We start from the raw sequence: 23,687 nt of genomic DNA, 5'->3' as shown, positions 1-23,687 counted from the left end.
AACTTATGTCTCAAGTTGTGTACCAATTGAATTAGTCGAAGTAAGAGAATTGGGTAACCGCCTGAAAACAGACGATTACCACAAATTCAATGAGTCTACCGATAAGCCGGGTCCTGTCGTGGACAGTTATTCATCTAGGCCTGCAATCGCTCGCAGGCTCAAGCAACCTACCCGGTCCCAACGCGAGCAGCGCCATACGGGACCCTATTTGGTCTTGCTTCGGGTAGAGTTTACCTTGCAACGGACTATTACTAGCCGCCCGGTGCGCTCTTACCGCACCCTTTCACCCTTACCAATCCGAAGATTGGCGGTCTCCTCTCTGCTGCACTTGTCGTCGGTTTACACCGCCCAGGCGTTACCTGGTACCCTGCTCTGTGAAGCCCGGACTTTCCTCCCCGTTCATAAATGAACGCAGCAACTGTCTGGCCAACTCGGCGCGGATTATAGCCTAAGCAGGTCAAACACTCCAACACTTATCGGCAGCAAGTCATTATGGCCTTTATAAACCAATACTGAGGCCATGTTTGTACAACGCATTTTTCTTCAGGCCATGAATTTGAGCAGCCAACGCGGCGGCTTTCTTTAGCGGTAATTCAGTGCTTAATAAACTCAAGGTTTCAATGGCAACAGCTGGAATATCAGCGGTCTCTTCGCTGCGATGGCCATGACACATCAGCACTATCTCGCCTTTTTGCTGATTGGGATCGGCCTCAACTTGTGCCAATACAGACTGCGCATCACCACTGAGAAAGGTTTCAAATGTTTTGGTGACTTCTCTGGCCATCACAATTTGTCGATCGTCACCAAGCGCCGTCACTATCGATTTCAAACTGTGGACAATGCGATGCGGTGACTCATAAAAAATCAGGGTGCGTGGATCTTCTCTAAGGGCCGCTAGCTTGTCGAGCCGGCCTTTCTCTTTGGCAGGTAAAAAGCCTTCAAAAGAGAAGCGATCCGATGGCAAACCTGAGGCGCTCAATGCGGTTATCGCGGCGCACGCACCTGGCAGAGGAATCACTTTGTAACCAGCTTGACGTACTTGCGACACTAAATGGTAGCCCGGATCGGAAATCAACGGCGTACCGGCATCTGAGATCAATGCCACAGATTGAGCATCGGCAAGCAGCTTGATAATGTCTTTGGCTCTGTCACGTTCATTATGATCATGCAGCGCAATTTTTTTGGTTTCAATACCGAAGTGACTCAATAGCTTACCGCTGTGACGCGTGTCTTCACAGGCGATCAAGCTCACCTGCTGCAACACGTCAAGTGCGCGCTGTGTGATGTCTGCTAAGTTGCCAATTGGGGTTGGCACTACATAAAGTGCGACCGCTAGGTCCATATCTACCTCGGTATTCATTGTCACAAGACTTTCGTCAAGCGTAAGAGAAGGTTAAACTACGGACAGCATCTTACCAGAGTGAAGCCCTGTGTTAAAAAGACTGAATTCAACTAAATTTATCTCGGTCGCGTTATTTTCGTTAGTCTTATTTGGCTGCGCGACAACTAAAGCACCAGAAAAACAGGAAGTTAAAGACATTTCTCTGGTGAGCGCACCTTTGCCTGCCTCGCAATATTTAGCCGACGCAGCACAGCAAAGTGATGCCCAAAGACGCGACAAACTGATGCTATTAGCAGCACACGCCTTTATTAATCAAGGCGACAGCGGCAATGCCAGAAAAACACTGACCTCGATTAAGCCGACTTTAGGTAATGATCCCACGCTGCAAGCCGAGCACCTCTACCTGTCTGCACGCGTACTGGAGATGACCTCTACCTACGATGAGGCTATCGCCTTATTGAACTACCCGAGCCAGTGGCAACTGCCTGATTGGCAGTGGGTAGCTTATTATCAGTTCAGAGCCCATTTATACCAATTGACTCACCAGCCGATTGAGCAAGTTCGTCAGTTAAGTTTATTAAGCCAGCACTTACCGCCACAGCAAGTGACGGAAGTCAGCGACGAGATTTGGCAAATTTTGCAACCCATGCAAGAAGAGACCGTATTGGCGTTCAGCCAAGATAGTGACAACCCGATTTTTGCTGGTTGGTTACAGCTTGCTTATATTGCCAAACATTATGCGGTTGATCCCAATCAATTGATCACTCATTTGGGCAATTGGCAGCGTCAGAACCCGCAACACCCTGGGGCGATTAAACTGCCGACTGACTTAGAAAATGCGCTGAATGCAGAGCCTTATACACCTAAAAACATTGCGGTATTACTGCCTTTATCCGGTAAACGCGCCGCGCTGGCAGATACCGTTAAACAAGGTATTATTTCCCGCTACCTTGCCGATGCTGATGATTCTGTCACGTTGAACTTTTTTGACTCAGCACTCGGGGCCACCACCGCCTATCAACAAGCCGTTGACGCCGGTGCTGAATTTATTATTGGGCCATTACTACAATCAGAAGTGGAAGAGTTGCAGCAACTGCACAGTACCCCAACCACTGGCGATGTAGAAACCGCGCCAGCGACAGTACCGCAACTTTTTTTGAACCATGTCGATAATTTTGAGCCTAACAAAGACCAATTTTACTTTGCGCTGTCGCCTGCCCATGAAGCTGCCGATGCCGCGCAAAAGTTATATGACGATGGCATCACTACGCCGCTATTGCTTGCTAGTAATAACAGCATAGGTAAACGAATGGCACAGGCATTTGATGAAGCTTGGTTGGCACTGACCGATAAACCGGCAGAGATTCATTATTATGATGCTGGCGATGAGATGAAAGTGACAGTACAGAAATCGCTTGGCGTTATTGACAGCAAAGAGCGTATCGCGCGCATTAAAGCGTTAATCGGCAATAAAGTTGAAGCTGATTTCCGTTCGCGTCGTGATATCGATGCAATATACATGATTGCCAGTAGCCAAGATTTACCGCTATTGAAACCGTTTATTGATGTCAATTTTAGTGTGTTTACCGACCCTGTGCCGTTATACACCACCAGCCGCAGCCGCATTGAGTCAAATCGTGCGCAATCGGTACAAGAGTTAAATAACTTAGCCATTAGCGATATTCCATGGTTACTTAAGGACAGCAACGAGACTGCCTTAGTGAGCGAGTTGTGGCCACGATGGACCAACAGCCAAAAGCGCTTATACATTATGGGTTATGATGCGCTGGAACTGGTCAATAAGCTGGCACAAATGCGGGCGCTACCTGGTTACCAATATGCCGGACGCAGTGGCATACTGTCGGTCACGTTAGATGGAACAGTTAATCGCAAGCTAAGCTGGGGACGTTATCAACGAGGGCGCTTACGCGCAATGTAGTTGAATAGCCAAGGGCAACACGCTGAACTAGCAGCGCGCAAGCACTTAGAACAACAAGGACTGTGTTTTGTTGCCAGCAATGTTCGTTTTCGTTTTGGGGAAATAGACCTCATAATGAAGCAGCAAAAAACCTGGGTATTTGTTGAAGTTAAATATCGCAACAGTCATCAATTTGGTGGCGCAATAAATGCCCTAACTCAGGCCCAAATAGGCCGTATACGCAAAGCCGCAAGTGCGTATTTGCAGCAACACAATATTCAGGCTCCATGTCGATTTGACGTGGTGGCGATTGAAGCCAATAACATCACTTGGCTTGAGAATGCTTTTTAATGGCTTAGCAACCCAGTTGTTAATCCATTAAATATAAAAATTTGAATTATATACAGGATTGTCCTTATGTTAGAACGTATCAAAGACAGCTTTACTCACTCTATCCAGACTAAGATTGACGCATCAGAAGCGTTACCAGAATCCATTGAAAAGGCCGCCGAAATGATGGTGCAATGCCTACTAGGTGGTAATAAGATTTTGGCTTGTGGTAACGGTGGTAGTGCCGGTGATGCGCAACACTTTTCAGCAGAGCTGCTAAACCGTTTTGAAGTGGAACGTCCACCATTGCCAGCTATTGCACTGACAACAGATACCTCGACCATTACTGCTATTGCTAATGACTATAGCTACGATGAGATTTTTTCTAAGCAAATCCTTGCACTTGGTCAGCCTGGTGACATCTTGCTTGCTATCTCTACTAGCGGCCATTCTGGCAACGTTATTAAAGCCATTGAAGCAGCCCTAAGCCGTGATATGACCATTGTTGCACTTACCGGCAAAGATGGCGGTCCAATGGCAGGCCTACTCAGCGTTAACGATGTAGAAATTCGCGTGCCTTCAAACAGCACTGCACGTATTCAGGAAGTTCACCTGCTGGCTATTCACTGCCTGTGTGACAATATCGACCGCACCTTGTTCCCACAGGACGAGCAAGCATGAGAAAACTGCTGCCATTAATCGCCATTGTATTAATGCTGCAAGGCTGCGCTGGGGCCGTAATGGTCGGCGCAGTTGGCGGAGCAGTAATGGTTAATGATGAGCGCAGTTTCTCCACCCAATTAGACGACACCAATGCCGATTTCACCATTTCGAGTGCCTTGTCTAAACACGAAGATTTGCAGAATCAAACAAATATTAGTGGCATTTCCATGAATGGTAATGTGTTGATGATAGGTCAGGCACCTAACTCAATGCTACGTGATAAAGCCATTCGAGTCGTACAAGAGCTTAAATTGGGCGGCAAGATCCATAACCAGATCCGTATTGGCAACCCCACCTCTTTTACCACGCGCAGTAACGATACTTGGATCACCACCAAGGTGAAAAGCCGCATGTTGGGCACAGACGATTTAGACGTGACCCGCATTAAAGTCATTACTGAAAATGGCGAAGTGTTTCTGCTTGGCATTGTTGAGCGTCAGCAGGCTGATTTAGCCGTCGACGTGGCCCGCAACACCGCGGGAGTGCGTAAAGTAATCAAGGTGTTTGAATACCCAAGCAGTTAATCTTGCTTGGGCATTAACTCTACTTATGCTTTAGCTGTTATCCCCTGACAGCGCAACGGCTTTGTTGCTACTAGCTCGACGTATATGGCGCAAAGTGGCCGGTAGTAACAAGGATGGTAATACCACTAGCATCACCCCCAACCAGCTCAAGGCATCGAGCCACTCATCAAACCATAACCAGCCAAAGAACACACAAAACAGCAGTCCAGAATACTCAGCAACGGCAATGTCACTAGCCTGTGCTCGGCGGTATGCCAGCACACACAGCCAATGATAAACCAATAGCACAACATTACTCAGCAGCGCTATCCACAAAACTGGCCAACTGATCCCCTGCATTCCTTGATAGAGCGCAACAACAAATAGTACAGGCACCGCAAACAAGTTAAAGGCTAGCAATGTGACGCACACCGGCTCATTCGTAGACACTTTACGCAGCGCCAATTGATTTGCACTGAAAATTAGCGCGGCAACTATCACCACAATACCAAAGACATTCATTTCACTGGGGCGCAATATGATTAACACCCCCACAAATCCCAGTAAGGTAATCACAATTTTTAAGCCACTGATCCTTTCATCAAGTAGCCACCAGCCCAGTAAGATGATCCAAATAGGCGCGGTGAAAAACAGCGTACTGACGGTGGCAAGCGGTAAGCTCATTAACCCCATCACTAAGAACAGGCCACCAATCGCACCACTGCTGCCCCGCAGCATGTGCAGCTTAAGGTAAGCGGTTTTCGGGCGGCCGTAATACCACCATATGGGCAACAGCATTAACACAGATGTTGCTTGGCGAATCAGTAGAAACGTGGCGGCATTGGCTTCGTCTGGCAACAATTTAACCGTCACATCATACAGTGCACTAAATAAGTTACCGACAATTAATATTAACAATGCGATCGCTACAGGAGTTTTCATGGCGGCGCCTAATTTGCTATTTTCCCGCATGATAGCCGCCACATTACCTGCAGAAAAATGATGTTTTTTAATAGATAATGAATTAAATTCATACCATGACCATAATCACACAATTGAATTCATAATGAGAAAAATGCCACCGTTACGGGCACTACAAGTATTTGAGGTTGCCGCTCGACAGCTGCACTTTTCTCAAGCAGCACAAGAGCTATGCATTACCCAGAGTGCTGTTTCACATCAGATAAAATTACTTGAAAATCACTTTGATACCGCCCTATTTCATCGCAAAGGACGCGCATTTTCACTCACTGATAAAGGCTTACTGCTGTATAAAGAAGTGAGCAGAATATTTAATGAGCTAGCGGAAGTTAACCAGCAAATTTTAGGACAACCGAATGCGGCTGTGCGCTTAGCGGTCTTTAGCTCATTTGCGGTGAAATGGTTGATTCCTCGCCTGACTAGCTTTAGACAGTTGCATCCAGAAATTAAGGTGCGCCTCGATATGATCACCGATGAGCCTAGTCTGTCAGATAGTGTCGCCGATATGTTCATTACTGGACAAAGTCAGCAACAACACTATTTTCAGCGTTTATTGCACAAGGAGCGGTTAATCCCAGTATGCAGCCCTGGGCGCTTACAACAATTACCCATTCAAGATATTGACGCCCTATGGCAACATCCGTTGCTGATTGTTGATGAGGGGCCGCTCGGTCTGGATTGGCACAACTGGTCTAGTGCGAATGGCATCGTCATACCGAGCCATTGTCAGCACCACCTATTTAGCCACGTGCTATTAGCCATAGAAGCGGCCATTGCCGGACAAGGTGTGGCGTTAGCTTCTGACTTTATGGTGGAAAGTGACATTGACAATGGCAAGCTCGTTGCCCTGCCTTTACCCAGCGTCAACACCGGATTTGAATTTAACTTTCTGTGTAAACAACGGCGCTTGCAAGAGCCTGCTATTGCGACCTTTAGTCATTGGCTTTTTCAGCAAACTATCGACAATGTATAACCCAAATCACGGACACAAAAAAGCCGACCTAAGGTCGGCTTAATTTATTGAATAAACTGCTGCTACACTAGCAAACCAATTTTTTCGTAGACTTTTTTCACTGTCACTTCAGCGCGCGCTTGGGCTTTTTCTGCGCCGTCTTTCATTACCTGATTTAGATAAGTTTGATCGGCTCTGAACTCATTATAACGAGCTTGTAAAGGCTCTAGCATGCCAACCACAGCTTCACCGGCCGCCACTTTAAGGTGACCATACATCTTGCCTTCAAAATCAGCCTCAATGCTAGCTATGCTTTGTCCAGTCACACCTGACATTAGGCTAAGTAGGTTAGACACCCCTGGTTTGTTTTCAACATCAAAACGCACTACTGGCGGCTCGTCACTATCAGTCATCGCTTTCTTGAGCTTTTTCATTACCGCTTTGGGATCTTCAAGCAAACCAATAACGTTATTACGGTTATCATCCGACTTAGACATTTTCTTCAGTGGATCTTGCAGCGACATCACTTTAGCACCAAGCTCGGGAATAAACGGCTCAGGAATAGTGAAGGTTTCGCCATAAGCGTTATTGAAACGGGTCGCAATATCACGAGTCAGCTCCAAATGCTGCTTTTGATCCTGTCCAACAGGGATCTCGTTAGCTTGATACAACAGGATATCGGCAGCCATTAATACGGGATAACCGAACAAACCCACGTTGATATTGTTGGCATGCTTTTGTGACTTGTCTTTAAACTGAGTCATGCGGTTTAGCTCACCCATTTGGGTGTAGCAATTAAGGGCCCAACTTAGCTGAGTATGCTGTGGTACTTGAGACTGGATAAATACCGTGCTCTTTTTAGGGTCAACACCACAGGCTAAATACAGCGCCAACGTGTCTAAGCAGGCTTCTCTTAGCGCCTTAGGATCTTGTCTCACCGTAATCGCATGGAGATCAACAACACAATATAGGCAGTCATGGCTGTCTTGCATAGCAACCCATTGACGTAACGCGCCCATGTAATTACCAATGGTTAATTCACCAGACGGTTGGGCACCGCTAAGAACGATAGGTTTACTCATTTGTTTTGTTACTCCATTTCATTTGGACGATGGCTGACATGAGCCAAAATTTCACTAAACTGTTCACAGACGGCATTTGGGCCGGACAGTGAGATATCTTCACCGTAGTTGTAGCCATAGGTCAAGCCTATGACACTAATACCTGCAGATTTTGCCGCAAATATGTCATTTTTCGAGTCACCCACCATCAAAAGCTCCTCGGTACTGAGCTGCCAATGGTCTAACAGGTGATTTAGCGGCATGGGATCTGGCTTCATTTTTTGCAGCGAATCCCCACCTAGCACCACATCAAATAGCGCATCTAGGGCAAAAGCTTTTAATAGCGGCACCGTAAATTGATAGGGTTTGTTGGTCACAACTGCTAATCGAAAACCAGCCTGTTTAAGTTCAGCTAGGACTTCCCGCACGCCACTGTATAGCCGACTATGTTGTTGCAGGTTATCTTGGTAATGCTGCATAAACCTTGGCATCACTTGCAGTAAGTACTGCTCGTCGATCGCCTGTGTCGCTTTAGCCGTTAAAGCGCGCTCAACCAGTTTTTTTGCACCATTGCCGACCCAACTTCTGACTTCCTCTTCTGAGCAAGTATCAAAGCCTAACTCGACTAACAAAGCATTGGTGGCCGCAGCGAGGTCGGGAACGCTATCAATCAGCGTTCCGTCTAAATCAAAAGCTATCGCGGTGACTGTCGAAAAAGTCATTGATTAGCCATCAACTTTAGCAAGTTCAGCACGCATTTGGTCAATCACAGCCTTATAATCTGGCTGATTGAAAATAGCACTGCCGGCAACAAACATATCAGCTCCAGCTGCAGCGATTTCAGCAATATTGTCCACTTTCACGCCGCCATCTACTTGCAGACGAATATCAAAGCCACTGGCATCGATACGCTCTCGCACTTGCTTAAGTTTATCTAACGTTGACGGAATGAATGACTGTCCACCAAAACCTGGGTTAACTGACATCAATAAGATCACATCAAGCTTATCCATTACATGATCAAGATAGTGCAAAGGCGTACCTGGGTTAAATACTAAACCTGCTTTACAGCCAGCTTCTTTGATAAGTTGTAAGGTACGGTCAATATGCTCTGACGCTTCTGGATGGAAAGTAATGATAGACGCACCCGCTTTAGCGAAATCAGGCACAATACGATCAACAGGCTTAACCATTAAATGCACATCGATATCTGCTGTCACCCCGTAATCTCTTAACGCTTTACATACCATTGGGCCAATCGTTAAATTGGGCACGTAATGGTTGTCCATCACATCAAAGTGAACCACATCAGCGCCGGCATTCAATACCGCGTCAACGTCTTCACCTAGACGGGCAAAATCGGCTGAAAGAATCGAAGGTGCTATTTGAAAAGGTCGCATACTAAACTCACAATGGGCTGTAGAAGAAGTATGCTATTCTACCTTCAGATGACCCTAGGCTCTATAGCCCTAGCCCCATTTTGCCGACTCTTGTATACATTCGATTGATATTTTATCTCAAGTAAGCACTTTGTTATAAAAAGGTGTTCAAAATATAAACGGATTTGCTATAATCGCGAGACCTAAAATGTTTGCGTGATTAAAAGGATGTCGTGATGAAAGCAAGGACTAAACTTTCAGCTAGTATAAAATCAGCAACGTTACTCGCTACAATGGCAGTGATCGTGGCCGGGACGGCCGTGGGCGTTCAACAGCTCAATAACGATGAGTCTGCTTCTGCGTGCGTGTGTGATGCCAGCAGCACCTATAACTCTGCTCTCCCAGCCAGCCACCCTAACAACCGCTGTGCTGATCAATCTCATAACGTCAGTTGGAAGAATTGGTTTACGGGTAAGAGTCGCTCTGGACAATTCCACTTTGTTGATTTGCTGGAACTGCTTCATGGGCACCAAGATAGCCCAATGGATGATGTACCAGCTAACAGCAATCAAACCCGACGCTAGTTTCAGTGTCACAGCTCCTGCAGCTTTTTACTAGCACGCTTGCCGCCTTTTTCGGGGTACAAACTGAGAGCAACCGCAGCCGAGACTTTCAATCGCAATCTCCCATACCATTTATCATTATGGGGATTGTGCTGGCTGCAGCCTTAGTTATCGGATTAATATTGATGGTAAAATGGGTGTTATACCAATCAGTATAAGAATTTGATCTACTCAGCGCGCTTTGGGCAAACTAATTCAAGGCGAATGATTGAAACAATGGTTGTTCCCTTGTGAAATTATTCAACGCAGAAGTAGGCAGCCTAAAACGCGCCAGAATGGCGAGTTTTGGCGATTCTGATGCTGTGTTAACGAGCTTAACCGTAGAATAACTATGCTCTTCACTCGTTGCAAGCCACATGGATGTGGTGAATGTCATTAATGCAGGAGCATTTAAGGACCTTACCTCAGAACCGCTAAATTCTCGCTGAGTGACTAAATGTTTATACTGATTGGTATTATATCAAGCTGCGTGAATGACGGTTAAGTCGTGAATGGCCAATGTTTGTAACCTCGCAAGAACCGCAGCTATCTGCTGTTATTCACTACCAATTCACATCAGACTGTCAGTCGTTTTCACTATGATAGCGATCATCGTACAGTGCCATTAGCTCATCGACTTTCTTACGCGCACTGCCCTTCTGGCTGATATTGCGTTGCACTTGAATCGTTCCAAAACGGGCACCATGGTATAGCTCACGGGTCAAGGGTATATCATGATTACTAATTAACACCGGAATGCCTCGATCTATCGCGGTATGACGCGATTTTCTTGCCAGTAAAGCTTGATCGTCTAGGCTAAAACCTGCACCAACGTAAGTAGTAAAGCTGGCTGTTGTAGACAGCGGGGCGTACGGCGGATCGCAATACACCACATCACCGGCTTGAGTTAAGTCAAATGCTTGTTCGTAGCCAATACATTTGAATTCAGCCCGCTGTGCTTTTTCTGCAAAAGCAAGGATTTCAGCTTCGGGGAAGTAAGGCTTTTTATATGAACCAAATGGCACATTAAATCCACCTTTTTTATTGTAGCGACACAAACCATTAAAGCCGTGGCGATTCATATACAAAAAGTAAACCGAACGCACAAACGGATCTTGTGTTTGATTAAACTCGGTGCGCACTTGATAGTAGGCGTCTTTGGCATTCATGTTCGCAACAAACATGGCTTTGGCTTCGCGAATGTACTTATCCGGCTGCGACTGAATAATTTTGTACAAATTAATGAGGTCTTGGTTAATGTCGCACAGTAGATAGCGCTCATAGTGGGTATTAAGAAATACCGAACCTGCACCAACAAATGGTTCAACAAGTCTATCTCCCTCAGGTAAGTAACCACTGAGAGCGTCAACCAATTTGTATTTTCCACCGGCCCACTTGAGGAAGGCCCTTTGTTTTTTAACCATCTAAACCGATTGAACGCTACGAGAAAACAAGCTGACGATTGTACTCTGTTTATTATGGAATTTCACGACTAGGAAGCGCCTTCTGCAGATCATAATGGCCAATATCTTTCCAAGCTCGCAACCATGGTTGACTGATGCCATATTGCGACACCAATTTTTGTCCTTGTTGCAGCGCTTCTGTATTACTGACGAAGTCGCCATATAGCACCACCCAACGCTGCTTATCTTTAGCCACTCTGACTTGTGGATCATCTGCAAATCGCGCCAGTATCTGTTGTAGTGACTTACGCTGCTTAACACTAGCCAATTGTAATGTATAAGCTTTTAATTGAGTCGGCGACGTATCTGCGCCAGTGCTCGATTCAAGCTCTAATGCCGGCTGCGGTAGTGATTGTGGCTCACTCGTTGGCGCTGTAATCTTGGCGGCGGGTTCTGATGACGTCGCGCTGTTCACGGCGAACGTTTCTACTTTGCTGGCTGAGTTTGACGCGATATCTGCATCTTGCGTTGTAGCCTTAATTTGGCTTGCATCGCCAGTAGCCTTGTTTAGCTCTGCATCAGGCTCAGCGGATAAGGGGTCAATTTTAGCCGGGTCAATAGATGCGGTGGCGACAGTATTGGCTTGATTGGCTAACTCAACGCGATATTCAAAATAAGGCAGCAATAGGTTACGGGCGTATTGCAGATTTACCGCGTGAGCTCGTGCCTCGCTGACCGTCATCGTTTTACTACTGACTGGCTGCGGTTCACTATCAGTAATCAACAGATAGCCCAGTACGCTGACCAATACAGCCACTAATAGCGCAAGTGCTGGCTTTAACCAGGCTTTTTGTGGCGTGGGTTCGGGCTCGCCATTGAGTGCAAGTTCAAACAAGGATACCACTTCTGCGGGCAGGCCATTTTGCTTTGCTAGCTGCTCAGTGACGATATCTCGCGGAGTGAATGGTACTTGTTCACTGCGGCTCAAGAGAATGTAGTACAAGCCTTCGCGCTCTTCATTGTCTAGTGGCTCCACCACCATAGGCAGTATCGGCACATCATTTTCAGGTAACTGAGCAATCACTGAATCTAAGTATTGAGATGTAGTAGACAGTGTTACCGTGATACGACGTCCATTAAGTGAAAGCTGACTTAATACAATACACTCAGCCCATATCTCTAACGGCAGGTAATGGGCGTCATCTAACACAATATGCGAAGCTGCGGGTAAAGATGAAGCTAGCTTTAGCAGCGTTTCAGGCATAGGGATTTCATCATCAAATGCCGGCTCGCTAAGCAGTTGAACCAAAATCTTTCGCCGTATTTCTGCACTATCACAATGCATCGGGCAAGTCACAAACGCACTGCTTACCTCGGTGAGCTCTTCAACCAATGCAGTTAGAATGCTGGTTTTACCGCAGCCGTCATCGCCAGTGAGCACCGTAAGCTGCTGACCGTATAACACTACATGCTGCAATCGCTGCAGCAATGCATCTTGACTAGGTAATAGAAACGAAGAGTTTAATGTCACTCTGCCACCACACTACAATTAGTTGCGGCTAATGACCTCTTCAAGAATGGACTCAGGTACATCACTGTAAATACCTGCCTGACCCATTGCATTGGGCAGTATTAGTCGCAATTGACCTTGAAGGACTTTCTTATCGCGCCGCATATGTTTGATAAACTGCTGATAGTTCATCGTTTCAGGAGCGACCGTTGGCAAATCAAATGCATCAAATAGAGCGGTGATCCGACAAACGATTGACTCATTAACTAAGCCCATCTCCTGTGCAGTTTTAGCAGCAAGTACCGTGCCAGCCGCAACAGCTTCACCATGCAGCCATACACCATAGCCCATTTCAGCTTCAATAGCGTGACCAAAGGTATGTCCGAGATTGAGTAATGCTCTTACACCTTGCTCTGTCTCATCTTGTTCAACAACTTCAGCTTTGATTTCACAACAGCGCGCAATTGCGTACTTAAGCGCCTCTTCATCGAGAGACTTCAGCGCAGCAACATTGTTTTCTAACCAAGCAAAGAAATCAGCATCCCAAATGATGCCATACTTAATCACTTCTGCCATACCGGCTGCAAACTCGCGCTGGGGCAATGTCTGCAAACAGTGAGTGTCAATAACGACAACTTTAGGTTGATAAAACGCGCCAATCATATTTTTCCCGAGCGGGTGATTAACGGCAGTTTTGCCACCAACGGAAGAATCGACTTGAGAAAGTAGAGTGGTAGGTACCTGAATAAAATCAACACCACGTTGATAACAGGCTGCAGCAAAACCTGTCATGTCCCCGATAACCCCACCACCCAATGCAATCAACACGGTGTCTCTACCTAAATTCTGCTCTAATAAAGCAGTATAGATAGCATCGGTTTGTGCAAGGGTTTTGTATTGCTCACCATCGGGAAGAATAACAGGTTCAACGCAGTTAAATGATGCCAATAGCGCTTGTAGCTGATTAAGATACAAAGGCGCTATGGTGTCATTTGTGACGATTAGAAGCTTTTTGTTCTGCACAAAGTCGGCAAAAAGCTCGCTTTGTTGCAAAAGATCCCGGCCAATGAAAATAGGATAACTACGTTCACCAAGTTCAACCTGAATCTGCTTCATTTTTCCGCCTAAATTTAAAAGCCTAACTGTTCAATAATTTGATTTGCAACAACTTTAGCGCTTTGTTCATCGGTTTTAACGATGACATCAGCAATCTCTTCGTAAAGAGGGTTACGAGTTGCAGCAAGATTTTCTAGCACTTCTCTTGGGTCATCAACTTGCAGTAGTGGTCGGCGCTTATCACGCTGAGTACGAGCTACTTGCTTGTCGATAGTAGTTTCTAAATAAACCACAATACCGCGTGCAGAAAGGTTATTACGGATCTCTTTGCTTTGAATAGAACCACCGCCAGTTGCTAAGACAATACCTTGTTTTTCGGTAAGGTCTGCAACAACTTGTGTTTCACGACGGCGAAAACCTTCTTCACCCTCAACGTCAAACACCCAAGCGATATCAGCGCCAGTACGGCTCTCAATCTCTTGATCTGAATCGTGGAACTCTAAATGAAGCATCTGTGCGAGATGACGACCTATAGTGCTTTTACCAGCCCCCATAGGACCTACTAGGAAAATATTACGTTTTTCAGCCATTGCTTTACGTCTGAATCTTATATGAAGTTTGCCTACGCCAGCCAAAAAATCAGGCCGACCTTAAATGTTACCTTGCTCTTATGAGACTTGACCGCGGATTATCTCAGTTTACCCCCTATGAAGGCAAGAGAAGTCAGCGAATTCTATGAAATTATCCGTTATAACACATGACGCTGGGGAGGACCCACCAGCGTCAATATGAGAAAAAATAGTAAGTTAGATCTCTTCTGAAACGATTTTAGGGGTCACAAAGATAAGTAATTCTTGGCGTTCATTCTTATCAGAGGTATTTCTGAACAAGTAGCCAACAAATGGAATGTCGCCTAACACAGGAACTTTACTCACCTTATTGATTAATTGTTGTTGGTAGATACCACCTAAAACAATAGTTTCACCGTGATCGACTAGCACTTGGGTACCAATACGCTGGGTATCAATCGACACCGCTTGGCCCAGTGGCGTATCAACTGTTTTACCCTGCGAGTCTTGGGTGATCTCAAGGTCGAGGATCACGCGGTTATCAGGTGTGATTTGCGGTGTAACTCTCAGTGACAGTACCGCTTTTTTAAACTGTACTGTGGTTGCACCGCTTGAAGCTGACTCAACGTAAGGAATTTCAACACCCTGCTCAATGTAAGCGGCTTTTTGGTTTGAGGTGGTAATACGCGGACTGGCAATAATCTCACCTTTACTCTCAACCTCAAGTGCACTTAATTCTAAATCGAGCAAGGTCCCATCGGCTAACTTAGCCACATGAAATGCAATACTCGTTGGGTTAGCCACTGCCGCTGGAAGATTAACATTTAATCTGTCGCCCAAGCTGGGGACGATACCGTTGGCAATATCATTGGCGCCTTCTAAGCTGCCCGATGTACCTTTACTGCCTTGCTGGTCTGTTACCCCCCAGCGAATACCTAAATCCTCTGAAACATCATCTTTGACCGTCACCATGCGTGACTCAATCAATACCTGACGAATGGGAATGTCGAGCACTTCAATCAAGCGATGAATATTTTCTAAGCTCTCTTCAGTATCCTTCACTAGCAAGGTATTGGTGCGCTCATCAACAGCAACACTGCCTCGAGTCGTTAACAGACTTGAGTCTTCGCCTTTGAGCAAATCAGCAATATCAGTTGCTTTAGCATAGTTAATCTGTAGGTACTCAGAAAATAGAGGTGCAAGCTCTTTCACTTCTTGCTGGTTTTTCAACTCTTGGCTTTCACGAATCGCTAATTCTTCCGCTGGAGCAATCATGAGAATATTGCCTTCAACGCGTTTATCTAAGCCTTTGGTTTGTAAAATCAAATCTAAAGCTTGATCCCAAGGAACATCATCTAAACGTAGCGTGATATCACCTTCAACCGTATCACTGGTTACCAAGTTAAAATCATTATAGTCTGCGATAATCTGCAACACGGTACGCACAGAGATACTTTGGAAGTTCAATGACAGTGAGCGGCCTTCGTATTTCTTTTCTTCCTTGACGACCGTCATCCGCTCGGCCTTTTTGATACTTAAGCGGAATAAACTGCCTTCTTGTTTATAGTTGTACTCATACTGACCTGATACATCCACCAAAATACGCGTGGTCAACTCTTCTTTGAAAGTCTCAAAACTATTCACTGGTGTCGCAAAGTCTTGTACATCCATCACATAGAGCAGATCTGAGCCGATATCTGTGTTGTATAGCTTCAACTCTAGTTTCGCACCCACTTGCTCAACGTTAGCGGCAACAGAAGCGTTATTTAATTTAACCAGTAACTCACCACCACCGGCTTTGTCACGTCTAAAATCAATGTTTTTAACGCCGTTAATGAAACGGTTTTGACCACCGTCTGCGCGGCTAGCCACTTCATCATTGATGGTTAAACGGTAGGTGTTACCGACCACTTTACCTTGATAAGCCTTAACTTTAGCTAGATCGACTTGTACATTGAGACGCTCACCATTTTGGCTGGTAGTGACGGTAGTCACCCCTACAGTTTCAATCGGTAATACATCTTTTTCTAACCCAGAAATACTGTCATCAAAGCCCAAAATAATTTGTGCAGGTGACGCATTAAGATCAATTTGAGGTTCAGACACGGCACTTTCAAACGTGAGCTGCAATTCCAACTGATGATCAACAACTGCATGATACTTTACATCAACCAAGCGATTGGCAGCTGACGCATTAAACGCCCAAGCCATTAAGAGTGTTGTCGTCGTGACCGCTTTCATTAGCGACGACATATTGTTTAGCATTTTTCTCGCGGCAGAAGATTCCATTATTCCCACATCCTTCGCTTGTTATTCACCAGTCAGTTCCATGTTGCTCATTCTTTCAGCCCAGCAACCAGAACCATCTGGAATTAATTCAATTATTTCGACTGTTTGGGGTGTAACTTTAGCAATTCGGCCATGATATAACCCCAAGTACTCACCAATACCCAAACGATACACACTGCCATCATTGGTTTCGACTAACGCCCAAATCGTGTCACGCTCGCTCAAGGTGCCACGCATTTTTAGATTGTCTAGCGCATAAGTTTCTAAGCGCCCTTTACGGCGTTTTAAATCAGGCTGCAGGCAATCTTTAGTTGTATCAATCACTTCTTCTGTTAGTTCTCGTGACGGTGGTACAAACGGGCTGCGCATCAGTTCAGCTTGATAAGCATAGTGTTCAAATTTCGGTGTTTCTTCTAGCGGCTTAATATAAGCAACATGCTGTGCTTTGGTGGTAGTCACAAACAACTCTAAATCGCTACGATCACCTGAACACGCTGTTAATCCAAAGGCCAATAAGACTAATGACAATTTTTTCATGCTTATTTAGCCCCCGCTGGTTTTTCAGCCGGTAACTCAGCACCTTCTTTAAAGCGATAAGTTTTTGCTAAAATTTCCATGGCTAGTTCGCCAGTCTCACCACGGGTAATGACAAAATCATGCAAACTGACAATCCGGGGTAATTTTGCCACGCCACTCACCAGTTGCCCCATCTCGTGATAATCACCGCCAACAGACATGCTAATAGGAAACTCAATATAGAAATCACGCTGAATCTCTTCGCGCCAATCTAAGCTTTCTATTTTTAAGCCCGCATCTGTTGCGACAAAGGTTAAGTCATCAAGTAATCCTGGCATTTCATTCTGTGAGGGCAGCATTTTCAGCAACTCTGCAAACTGCACTTCCATCACCGCGAGTTGCTCACGATATAACTTAAGGTTAGCTGCTAGCTGATATTTCGCCTTAAAGTCATTCTTCAAGGTCACTTCTTGCTGCTGCTCTTTATCCAGCTCTGCAATTGCATCAGAAATAAATAAAAAGTAACTGGCGACGAAAATACATACCGCCAACATCAAAGCAAACACCACTTTTACTTGGGTTGGCCAGCCGCCAATATTCTCAAAATCAATATCGTTAAATTCACTCAGATCGAGTTTCATCGGCTCGCTCCTTGTGTGCTATCTGCTTCGTCAACTTTCACTTCACGAATGGTGACTTTCAAACTGAAACGCTGTAATTGACGTAGCTCTTCACGCTGAGAAATAATTGAACGCATGTTTGGGTCTTGTAACCACTGCGACGTTTTTACTTTACGCATCATATTGGCAACGTTGTTGTTAGATTCGCTGCGTCCTTCAATCCACAGTAAGCTGCCCTTTTTTTCAATACTCGACAAGTAAATGCCAGGTGGCACGATACGCACTAACTCATCTAAAACGTGGGTAGGTAGGTTTCTGGCTTGTTGTAAATTAAGAATAATTTCTGTGCGACGCTCAATATCTTTTTTACGTTCGCGAATCTTTTTAATTTCGGCTATTTGCTTTTCTAGTAGCTGAATTTCTGATGTGAGATAGGCGTTACGGCCACGCTGCTCTTCGGTCATTGAATCTACAACCATCAAAGCCACATAAACCAAAAGCGATGACACCAAGAAAACCAGTGCCAATATCCCCAAGTAATCACGCTTATGCTTCTCGCGTGCTTCTTCTCGCCAAGGAAGTAGGTTTATGTTCGCCATTCAGAATAACTCCTCAAGGCTAACCCACATGCCACCATGTACTTACTAATATCGGCTTGCAGTAGCGTCTTCACTTGTTCATCGGCATGCAAACAACCTTGAAATGGGTCTGCAATAATGGTGTGTACGCCCAGTTCATTAGTGAGCAAATTAGCCATACCTTCAAGCTTAGATGTGCCACCACACAATACGATATGGTCGACCTTATCTTTGCCACTTGAGGTGCAATAAATTTGTAGAGTTCGTTTAATTTGCTGTAACAGCTGAGTTTGAAAAGGCGATAACACCTCAAACATGTAATTGCGGGGTAAGTCACCTTCTAGTTTAGCTTTTTCTGCTTGCTCATGGGACATGCCGTAAAAGGACAGGATGGATTGAGTAAACTGCTCGCCGCCAAACGCTTGTTCGCGCACAAAGGTGGTCTCTCCGGCTTCAACCACTGCAAATGTAGTAATGTTTGCGCCAATATCCACCAGCGCAACCACTTTATTGTCAGCGCCTTCAGGTAATTGAGCAGCAATCATCTCGTAGGCTCGGCCTAAGGCGTAGCCCTCTACATCAACCACTTTAGCTTCTATGCCGGTGTCATAAAGTGCATCGACGCGTGCATCAATATTTTCAGTACGACAAGCACTAAGCAGCACATCGACTTTGGTTGGGTCGGTACTGTTGACACTTAAGGTTTCGAAATCAATGCTGACTTCATCCAGTGAATATGGGATCAGATTGTCAGCCTCAATCTCAATTTGGGCTTCCATCTCCTCTTCATTTAGCGAGGCATCCATATAGATCACTTTTGTCATCACCGCAGAGCCAGATACCGCCACCGACGCAAACTTAACCCCTTTAGGCAAAGCACGTTTTACTTTCCTAAGAGAATCTAGCACGGCATCGTTATCTTTGATCTCATGATCATTGATTGCGCCTTTTTTTATTGGCACAGCGGTGTGACTTACAATTTTATAACCATCAGCAGTCTTACTCAGCAATACCGCCTTGACTTCATGTGAGCCAAGGTCAATACCCACCATTTGCGGAGCCTGACGCTTCCATAAGTTTGAAAGCATAGTCCATCGTCACTTTTGTTATAGTTTCAGCAATTAGATTAGCACAAAATCAACTCGTTATAGATATTTGTACAAAATGTTTCTGAGTTTTACAATTGCCATTTTTTTGACAACCATTTTTGCTTCACCAATAGCCACTCGCCTTATATACTATTGTACCCACTAAAATTATTGGAATTGTCTGGTGAAATGGTTTAAACGAATTATCATAGCGCTCTTTAGCCTGGTCCTTTTAGGTATTGGCGCTATTGCGGCAGCCTATTTTTACTTCTTGCCAGAACTCCCAGACGTCACCACCCTAAAGACCGTTAAACTGCAGACTCCACTGCGCATCTATAGCAGTGACGGTAAACTGATTTCACAATTTGGTGAAAAGCGCCGGATCCCGGTGGAATATGAAGAAGTTCCGACCCAATTGATTAACGCGGTACTGGATACCGAAGACGCTCGCTTCTTTGAACACAAAGGTATTGATCCAATTGGTATTGTGCGCGCGGCACTCATTTTGGCGACAACGGGTAAGAAGAGCCAAGGTGCCAGTACCATTACACAGCAAGTTGCACGAGGCTTTTTCCTATCAAGAGAAAAAACCTATATTCGAAAAATCAAAGAAATTTTCCTCGCATTAAAAATAGAAAAAGCGCTCAACAAACAAGAGATCCTCGAGCTTTACTTAAACCGTTCGTTCTTAGGTAACCGCGCCTATGGTGTAGGTGCGGCTGCACAGGTCTATTACGGTAAAGAACTTGATGAACTGACGTTACCAGAAATGGCAATGATTGCTGGTTTACCGCAAGCTCCTTCAGCCGCCAACCCTATTCGTAACCCAGCACGGGCAATGAATCGTCGTAATTGGGTATTGGGGCGCATGCTAGAAAAAGACAACATTACTCAAGCGCAGTATGAAGAAGCCACCCGCGCACCGATAACGGCCAAGTATCATGGTGCAGAGATAAACTTATACGCCCCCTATATTTCAGAGATGGCACGTGATTATTTAGTGGCTAAACTGGGCGAAGAGGAAGCGTATACCGGTGGCTACAACATCACCACCACTGTCGATTCGTCGTTGCAGCTTAAGGCTCAAAAGGCCCTAAGAGATAATGTTTATGCCTACGATGAACGCCATGGTTACCGCGGCGCCACCAAGGTGTTATGGACTGACACCGCTCCTGCGGTAAGTGACATTAAAGCGCTACTGAGTAAAACACGCGGCTTTCAAGGGTTGGCGCCCGCGGCAGTGATTGCTGTTGAAGACCAACAAGCCCAAGTTCTTAATGCCAAGGGCGAAACAATCGATATCGATTGGCAAGGCCTAAAGTGGGCACGGACGTTTATTAGTAATAAGCGCCAAGGCAAAGCCCCTAAACTGGCTAGCGATGTCCTTGAAGTAGGCCAACAAGTGTGGATCCGTAACAATGGAGAGTTTTGGCAGCTATCCCAAATACCAGAAGTCTCTAGCGCTATTGTTTCACTTGATCCCCATAACGGTGCAATTAAAAACCTAGTCGGCGGTTTTAGCTTCCATACCAGCCAGTATAACCGTGTGACCCAAGCTAAACGCCAGCTGGGCTCTAATATCAAGCCGTTCATTTATACTGCCGCGCTTGAAAAGGGCTACACCCTAGCCACGCTCATCAACAATGCGCCAATCAATAATGCGGATACTCGCCAAGGTATTGCCTGGCGTCCAAAGAACTCTCCAGATCGATATACTGGGCCAACTCGTCTTCGCGTCGGCTTAGCACAATCGGTAAACGTGATGGCAGTAAGGGCGATGCGCTATACCAGCTTGAACACCGCTATCGATACTTTAGTGCGCTTTGGCTTTGACCGCGACGATATCCCCCGCAACGAATCCATTGCTCTAGGGTCATCATCGGTCACTCCGCTACAAGTCGTGACGGCCTTCAGTGTTTTTGCCAATGGCGGTTACAAGGTCGAACCTTACTTCATTGAACGTATTGAAGACAGCTACGGCAATGTCATTGAACAAGCAAACCCAACTTTAGCCTGTACTCCTGAAGCGGCGAGTGATGTGGCACAGATGGCAGCAGACGATCCATTTGCTGCTATGGCACAAGAGCTCAGCAGCCCACCAGCAACAATTGCACAAGCAACAATGACCTGCGGTGACGATGAGTCACGCTTTGCAGAGCAAATTGTCTCAAGCCAACATGCATTCCTAATCACCGAAGCACTTAAGAGTGTGATTTGGGGTGGAGGCAACTGGAGCAAAGGCACCGGATGGAACGGCACGGCATGGCGAGCCGCACGGGTTGTTAATCGCCGAGACATTGCTGGTAAAACCGGTACCACCAATGAATCCCGCGATACTTGGTTTAGTGGATTCAACCCTAAACTGGCCACCACAGTTTGGGTTGGTTTCGATGACCATAGCAAAGAACTTGGTCGCACCGCATGGAATGCTAATGGCGCTAAAGATCAAATCTCAGGGGCTGAAGCCGGCGCAAAAACCGCGGGACCGGGTTGGAATGAGTTTATGAAAGAAGCACTTGATGGCACACCACAAGAGCCGATGCTACCGCCTGAAGGCATTGTTTCTGCAAGGATTGATTTAGCCACAGGTAAGCTCACTCGAAAAACTGACCACACCAGCTCTTTTGAGTACTTTATCGCGGGCAGTGAACCGACTGAGTATGTCCAAGAAGAGCAAGATCAGAGCGATATATTTATTGAAGACCCCACAGAGGACTTATTTCAATAATATTGATAACTGCAGTTATTACAGGACAAAATCACTGCAGTTTTTCGCTTTAACCCGGTTTTATTCTGCGCCAAAAAATTGTTATCTATCAAATAAAAAAACCTGCTAGTGCAGGTTTTTTTGTTTATTGAATTATTTTCAACTCAATTTAGCATCTAAAGCGGCTTGTACTTGTACTATTGCGGTGCCGCCTAACGCTTCCCGTTTTGCTAGACAGGACTCAATGGTCAAACACGCATAGACATCTTCACCAATAATATCGGCGAAAGCTTGTAGGTCAGCGAGTGCAAATTCTTCTAACGGCTTTTTCTGTGCTATTGCTGCAACAACCACTTCGCCGACGACATGATGCGCTTCTCTAAATGGCATGCCCTTAGCCACCAAATAGTCTGCTAACTCAGTTGAATTGGCATAACCTTGCTGCGCAGCACTAAGCGTATTGTCACGATTAACCTTCAGACCAGATAACACTAAGGCGGCCATTTCTAGACAGATAGACCAGCTATCCATCACGTCGAATAAGCCTTCTTTATCCTCTTGCATGTCCTTATTGTAAGCCAAAGGCAACGCCTTCATCGTGGTTAAGATACCCACTAGGCTACCGTACACACGGCCCGTTTTACCACGTATCAGCTCTAGCGCATCAGGGTTCTTTTTCTGTGGCATTAGCGACGAGCCTGAAGTCACTTGATCATCAAGTTCAATAAATCCGGCTTCACCACTATTAAAGAAAATAAGATCTTCTGCCATTCTGCTTAAGTGCATCATGCTGATTGAGGCATCGCTGCACAGTTCAATCACATGATCTCTGTCTGATACAGTATCTAAGCTATTTAACGTCGGGCCCGCAAAGCCCAATGACTGAGCTAACTGATCTCTATCCATCGGATAAGCAGTACCCGCTAAAGCCCCTGTTCCCAACGGACAAGTATCAGCACGCTTAAGCGCATCTTCTAAACGACTAATATCTCGCTCAAACATCTCTACATAGGCTAAACACCAATGCCCAAAAGCAACAGGTTGCGCGCGCTGCAGATGGGTGTAGCCCGGCATAACCGCATCAAGTTCTCTGGCGGTTAAATCTAGCAGTGCTGCTTTGAGTTTTTGCAGTAACGCGAGTAGTTGAGCGCCTTCTTTTTTACACCACAGTTTTAAATCTGTCGCAACTTGGTCATTACGAGAGCGACCAGTATGGAGTTTTTTGCCTAAATCGCCCACTTTAGCGATCAGAGATTGCTCAACAAAACTATGAATATCTTCGGCACCAGAGGCGATGATGAGCTCTGGTTTATCGGCAACTTCGGTCAATAGCTCCTTGAGTGCAGCCTGTAATTCAGTGCACTCTGGCTGAGTTAATACTCCGACTTGCGTTATCGCGTCCGCCCACGCAATAGAGCCAACAATATCTTGCTCAATTAACCGATAGTCAACTGGAAGAGAGTCATTGAAAAGCTTAAACAATGCGCTGCTCTCTTGTGAAAATCTACCACCCCATAAGGCCATAATGTGCTCCTGAATTTGATAAAATAGAGGGGCGAT

Annotated in this window: 23 protein-coding genes and 1 other RNA gene; 8 read left to right on the top strand and 16 right to left on the bottom strand. The window is 45.7% G+C overall.

The features are described 5' to 3' along the window. Positions 1-86 precede the first annotated feature (86 nt). Both rnpB and rsmI read right to left on the bottom strand, forming a co-directional pair. Positions 87-434, bottom strand: an RNA gene (gene rnpB / locus FLM48_RS01740) — RNase P RNA component class A. A 65-nt stretch (positions 435-499) separates the two neighbouring features. Then, positions 500-1,342 (bottom strand): 16S rRNA (cytidine(1402)-2'-O)-methyltransferase, encoded by an 843-nt coding sequence (rsmI, locus tag FLM48_RS01735; protein WP_179026239.1) that lies wholly within the window; start codon positions 1,340-1,342, stop codon positions 500-502. A gap of 88 nt (positions 1,343-1,430) precedes the next feature. On the opposite strand from rsmI, the gene FLM48_RS01730 reads away from it, so the two are divergent. The 4 genes from FLM48_RS01730 (at position 1,431) to dolP (ending at position 4,837) form a co-directional block, all read left to right on the top strand. Next, positions 1,431-3,281, top strand: coding sequence for a penicillin-binding protein activator (locus FLM48_RS01730; RefSeq protein ID WP_179023041.1), 1,851 nt, complete (start codon positions 1,431-1,433; stop codon positions 3,279-3,281). Continuing rightward, the gene (locus FLM48_RS01725) at positions 3,282-3,611 is read left to right on the top strand and encodes a YraN family protein (RefSeq protein WP_179023039.1); all 330 of its coding nucleotides are present in this window, start codon (positions 3,282-3,284) and stop codon (positions 3,609-3,611) included. A gap of 66 nt (positions 3,612-3,677) precedes the next feature. Continuing rightward, positions 3,678-4,271 carry a phosphoheptose isomerase gene (locus FLM48_RS01720; RefSeq protein WP_028775275.1) on the top strand — a complete coding sequence of 198 codons (594 nt, stop codon included), beginning with the start codon at positions 3,678-3,680 and terminating at the stop codon, positions 4,269-4,271. Beyond that, positions 4,268-4,837 (top strand): division/outer membrane stress-associated lipid-binding lipoprotein, encoded by a 570-nt coding sequence (gene dolP / locus FLM48_RS01715; RefSeq protein WP_179023037.1) that lies wholly within the window; start codon positions 4,268-4,270, stop codon positions 4,835-4,837. Before FLM48_RS01720 ends, dolP begins: the two co-directional genes overlap by 4 nt. Before the next feature lie 30 nt (positions 4,838-4,867). Here the strand turns inward: dolP and FLM48_RS01710 are convergent, their stop codons facing one another. Further along, complete coding sequence (locus FLM48_RS01710; RefSeq protein WP_179023035.1) at positions 4,868-5,758, bottom strand: DMT family transporter; 891 nt, start codon at positions 5,756-5,758, stop codon at positions 4,868-4,870. Between the two features lie 124 nt (positions 5,759-5,882). Between FLM48_RS01710 and FLM48_RS01705 the strand changes: the two genes are divergently transcribed. Further along, positions 5,883-6,770, top strand: a complete 888-nt coding sequence (locus FLM48_RS01705) for a LysR substrate-binding domain-containing protein (protein WP_179023033.1) — start codon at positions 5,883-5,885, stop codon at positions 6,768-6,770. A 62-nt stretch (positions 6,771-6,832) separates the two neighbouring features. Here the strand turns inward: FLM48_RS01705 and trpS are convergent, their stop codons facing one another. Genes trpS through rpe form a run of 3 tightly spaced genes read right to left on the bottom strand, consistent with a single transcriptional unit; the run spans position 6,833 to position 9,210 of the window. After that, on the bottom strand, positions 6,833-7,831 hold the full coding sequence (gene trpS / locus FLM48_RS01700) for a tryptophan--tRNA ligase (RefSeq protein WP_028775272.1): 999 nt from the start codon (positions 7,829-7,831) through the stop codon (positions 6,833-6,835). An 8-nt stretch (positions 7,832-7,839) separates the two neighbouring features. Further along, positions 7,840-8,532, bottom strand: coding sequence for a phosphoglycolate phosphatase (locus FLM48_RS01695; protein ID WP_179023032.1), 693 nt, complete (start codon positions 8,530-8,532; stop codon positions 7,840-7,842). Between the two features lie 3 nt (positions 8,533-8,535). Further along, complete coding sequence (gene rpe / locus FLM48_RS01690) at positions 8,536-9,210, bottom strand: ribulose-phosphate 3-epimerase (protein WP_179023030.1); 675 nt, start codon at positions 9,208-9,210, stop codon at positions 8,536-8,538. A gap of 215 nt (positions 9,211-9,425) precedes the next feature. On the opposite strand from rpe, the gene FLM48_RS01685 reads away from it, so the two are divergent. Together FLM48_RS01685 and FLM48_RS01680 are read left to right on the top strand one after the other, a co-directional pair. Then, complete coding sequence (locus FLM48_RS01685; RefSeq protein WP_028775269.1) at positions 9,426-9,773, top strand: hypothetical protein; 348 nt, start codon at positions 9,426-9,428, stop codon at positions 9,771-9,773. Positions 9,774-9,778: 5 nt separating this feature from the next. Next, positions 9,779-9,970, top strand: coding sequence for a DUF2970 domain-containing protein (locus FLM48_RS01680; protein ID WP_084632623.1), 192 nt, complete (start codon positions 9,779-9,781; stop codon positions 9,968-9,970). Positions 9,971-10,375: 405 nt separating this feature from the next. Here FLM48_RS01680 and FLM48_RS01675 read toward each other — a convergent pair whose 3' ends face one another. The 9 genes from FLM48_RS01675 to FLM48_RS01635 all read right to left on the bottom strand — a co-directional run bounded on the left by FLM48_RS01675 (position 10,376) and on the right by FLM48_RS01635 (position 19,420). Continuing rightward, a complete protein-coding gene (locus FLM48_RS01675; RefSeq protein ID WP_179023028.1) occupies positions 10,376-11,215 on the bottom strand; it encodes a Dam family site-specific DNA-(adenine-N6)-methyltransferase in 840 nt (279 codons plus the stop codon). A 52-nt stretch (positions 11,216-11,267) separates the two neighbouring features. After that, the gene (locus FLM48_RS01670; protein WP_179023026.1) at positions 11,268-12,725 is read right to left on the bottom strand and encodes an AAA family ATPase; all 1,458 of its coding nucleotides are present in this window, start codon (positions 12,723-12,725) and stop codon (positions 11,268-11,270) included. A gap of 18 nt (positions 12,726-12,743) precedes the next feature. After that, positions 12,744-13,820 (bottom strand): 3-dehydroquinate synthase, encoded by a 1,077-nt coding sequence (gene aroB, locus FLM48_RS01665; protein WP_179023024.1) that lies wholly within the window; start codon positions 13,818-13,820, stop codon positions 12,744-12,746. 14 nt (positions 13,821-13,834) lie between these two features. Continuing rightward, positions 13,835-14,350, bottom strand: coding sequence for a shikimate kinase AroK (gene aroK, locus FLM48_RS01660; protein ID WP_028774588.1), 516 nt, complete (start codon positions 14,348-14,350; stop codon positions 13,835-13,837). A 216-nt stretch (positions 14,351-14,566) separates the two neighbouring features. Next, a complete protein-coding gene (locus FLM48_RS01655; RefSeq protein WP_372847464.1) occupies positions 14,567-16,570 on the bottom strand; it encodes a type IV pilus secretin PilQ in 2,004 nt (667 codons plus the stop codon). A 69-nt stretch (positions 16,571-16,639) separates the two neighbouring features. After that, the gene (locus tag FLM48_RS01650) at positions 16,640-17,155 is read right to left on the bottom strand and encodes a pilus assembly protein PilP (protein WP_028774586.1); all 516 of its coding nucleotides are present in this window, start codon (positions 17,153-17,155) and stop codon (positions 16,640-16,642) included. A 2-nt stretch (positions 17,156-17,157) separates the two neighbouring features. After that, positions 17,158-17,775, bottom strand: a complete 618-nt coding sequence (locus FLM48_RS01645; protein WP_028774585.1) for a type 4a pilus biogenesis protein PilO — start codon at positions 17,773-17,775, stop codon at positions 17,158-17,160. After that, positions 17,772-18,353, bottom strand: a complete 582-nt coding sequence (locus FLM48_RS01640) for a PilN domain-containing protein (RefSeq protein WP_028774584.1) — start codon at positions 18,351-18,353, stop codon at positions 17,772-17,774. The genes FLM48_RS01645 and FLM48_RS01640 overlap by 4 nt, the downstream gene beginning before the upstream one ends. Beyond that, the gene (locus tag FLM48_RS01635; protein WP_028774583.1) at positions 18,341-19,420 is read right to left on the bottom strand and encodes a pilus assembly protein PilM; all 1,080 of its coding nucleotides are present in this window, start codon (positions 19,418-19,420) and stop codon (positions 18,341-18,343) included. The genes FLM48_RS01640 and FLM48_RS01635 overlap by 13 nt, the downstream gene beginning before the upstream one ends. Positions 19,421-19,604: 184 nt before the next feature. Here FLM48_RS01635 and FLM48_RS01630 point away from each other — a divergent pair, with 184 nt between their 5' ends. Then, the gene (locus tag FLM48_RS01630) at positions 19,605-22,148 is read left to right on the top strand and encodes a penicillin-binding protein 1A (RefSeq protein WP_179023020.1); all 2,544 of its coding nucleotides are present in this window, start codon (positions 19,605-19,607) and stop codon (positions 22,146-22,148) included. A 138-nt stretch (positions 22,149-22,286) separates the two neighbouring features. On the opposite strand, the gene argH is transcribed toward FLM48_RS01630, so the two are convergent. Beyond that, positions 22,287-23,651, bottom strand: a complete 1,365-nt coding sequence (argH, locus tag FLM48_RS01625; RefSeq protein WP_179023018.1) for an argininosuccinate lyase — start codon at positions 23,649-23,651, stop codon at positions 22,287-22,289. Between the last annotated feature and the right edge of the window lie 36 nt (positions 23,652-23,687).

The sequence above is a fragment of the Shewanella sp. Scap07 genome (assembly GCF_013394145.1).
Classification (GTDB): Bacteria; Pseudomonadota; Gammaproteobacteria; order Enterobacterales; family Shewanellaceae; genus Shewanella; species Shewanella waksmanii.
The sequence above is the reverse complement of the archived record's forward strand: the minus strand, read 5'-3'. Positions and strand labels throughout refer to the sequence as shown.

What these genes read in the sequence shown, in the direction of transcription:
- argH (WP_179023018.1), bottom strand. Translation starts at nt 23,651, where the DNA reads ATGGCCTTATGGGGTGGTAGATTTTCACAAGAGAGCAGCGCATTGTTT.
- FLM48_RS01675 (WP_179023028.1), bottom strand. Translation starts at nt 11,215, where the DNA reads ATGGTTAAAAAACAAAGGGCCTTCCTCAAGTGGGCCGGTGGAAAATAC.
- FLM48_RS01705 (WP_179023033.1), top strand. Translation starts at nt 5,883, where the DNA reads ATGAGAAAAATGCCACCGTTACGGGCACTACAAGTATTTGAGGTTGCC.
- FLM48_RS01655 (WP_372847464.1), bottom strand. Translation starts at nt 16,570, where the DNA reads ATGAAAGCGGTCACGACGACAACACTCTTAATGGCTTGGGCGTTTAAT.
- FLM48_RS01685 (WP_028775269.1), top strand. Translation starts at nt 9,426, where the DNA reads ATGAAAGCAAGGACTAAACTTTCAGCTAGTATAAAATCAGCAACGTTA.
- aroB (WP_179023024.1), bottom strand. Translation starts at nt 13,820, where the DNA reads ATGAAGCAGATTCAGGTTGAACTTGGTGAACGTAGTTATCCTATTTTC.
- FLM48_RS01640 (WP_028774584.1), bottom strand. Translation starts at nt 18,353, where the DNA reads ATGGCGAACATAAACCTACTTCCTTGGCGAGAAGAAGCACGCGAGAAG.
- FLM48_RS01645 (WP_028774585.1), bottom strand. Translation starts at nt 17,775, where the DNA reads ATGAAACTCGATCTGAGTGAATTTAACGATATTGATTTTGAGAATATT.
- rpe (WP_179023030.1), bottom strand. Translation starts at nt 9,210, where the DNA reads ATGCGACCTTTTCAAATAGCACCTTCGATTCTTTCAGCCGATTTTGCC.
- dolP (WP_179023037.1), top strand. Translation starts at nt 4,268, where the DNA reads ATGAGAAAACTGCTGCCATTAATCGCCATTGTATTAATGCTGCAAGGC.
- trpS (WP_028775272.1), bottom strand. Translation starts at nt 7,831, where the DNA reads ATGAGTAAACCTATCGTTCTTAGCGGTGCCCAACCGTCTGGTGAATTA.
- rsmI (WP_179026239.1), bottom strand. Translation starts at nt 1,342, where the DNA reads ATGGACCTAGCGGTCGCACTTTATGTAGTGCCAACCCCAATTGGCAAC.
- FLM48_RS01710 (WP_179023035.1), bottom strand. Translation starts at nt 5,758, where the DNA reads ATGAAAACTCCTGTAGCGATCGCATTGTTAATATTAATTGTCGGTAAC.
- FLM48_RS01695 (WP_179023032.1), bottom strand. Translation starts at nt 8,532, where the DNA reads ATGACTTTTTCGACAGTCACCGCGATAGCTTTTGATTTAGACGGAACG.
- FLM48_RS01650 (WP_028774586.1), bottom strand. Translation starts at nt 17,155, where the DNA reads ATGAAAAAATTGTCATTAGTCTTATTGGCCTTTGGATTAACAGCGTGT.
- FLM48_RS01635 (WP_028774583.1), bottom strand. Translation starts at nt 19,420, where the DNA reads ATGCTTTCAAACTTATGGAAGCGTCAGGCTCCGCAAATGGTGGGTATT.
- aroK (WP_028774588.1), bottom strand. Translation starts at nt 14,350, where the DNA reads ATGGCTGAAAAACGTAATATTTTCCTAGTAGGTCCTATGGGGGCTGGT.
- FLM48_RS01720 (WP_028775275.1), top strand. Translation starts at nt 3,678, where the DNA reads ATGTTAGAACGTATCAAAGACAGCTTTACTCACTCTATCCAGACTAAG.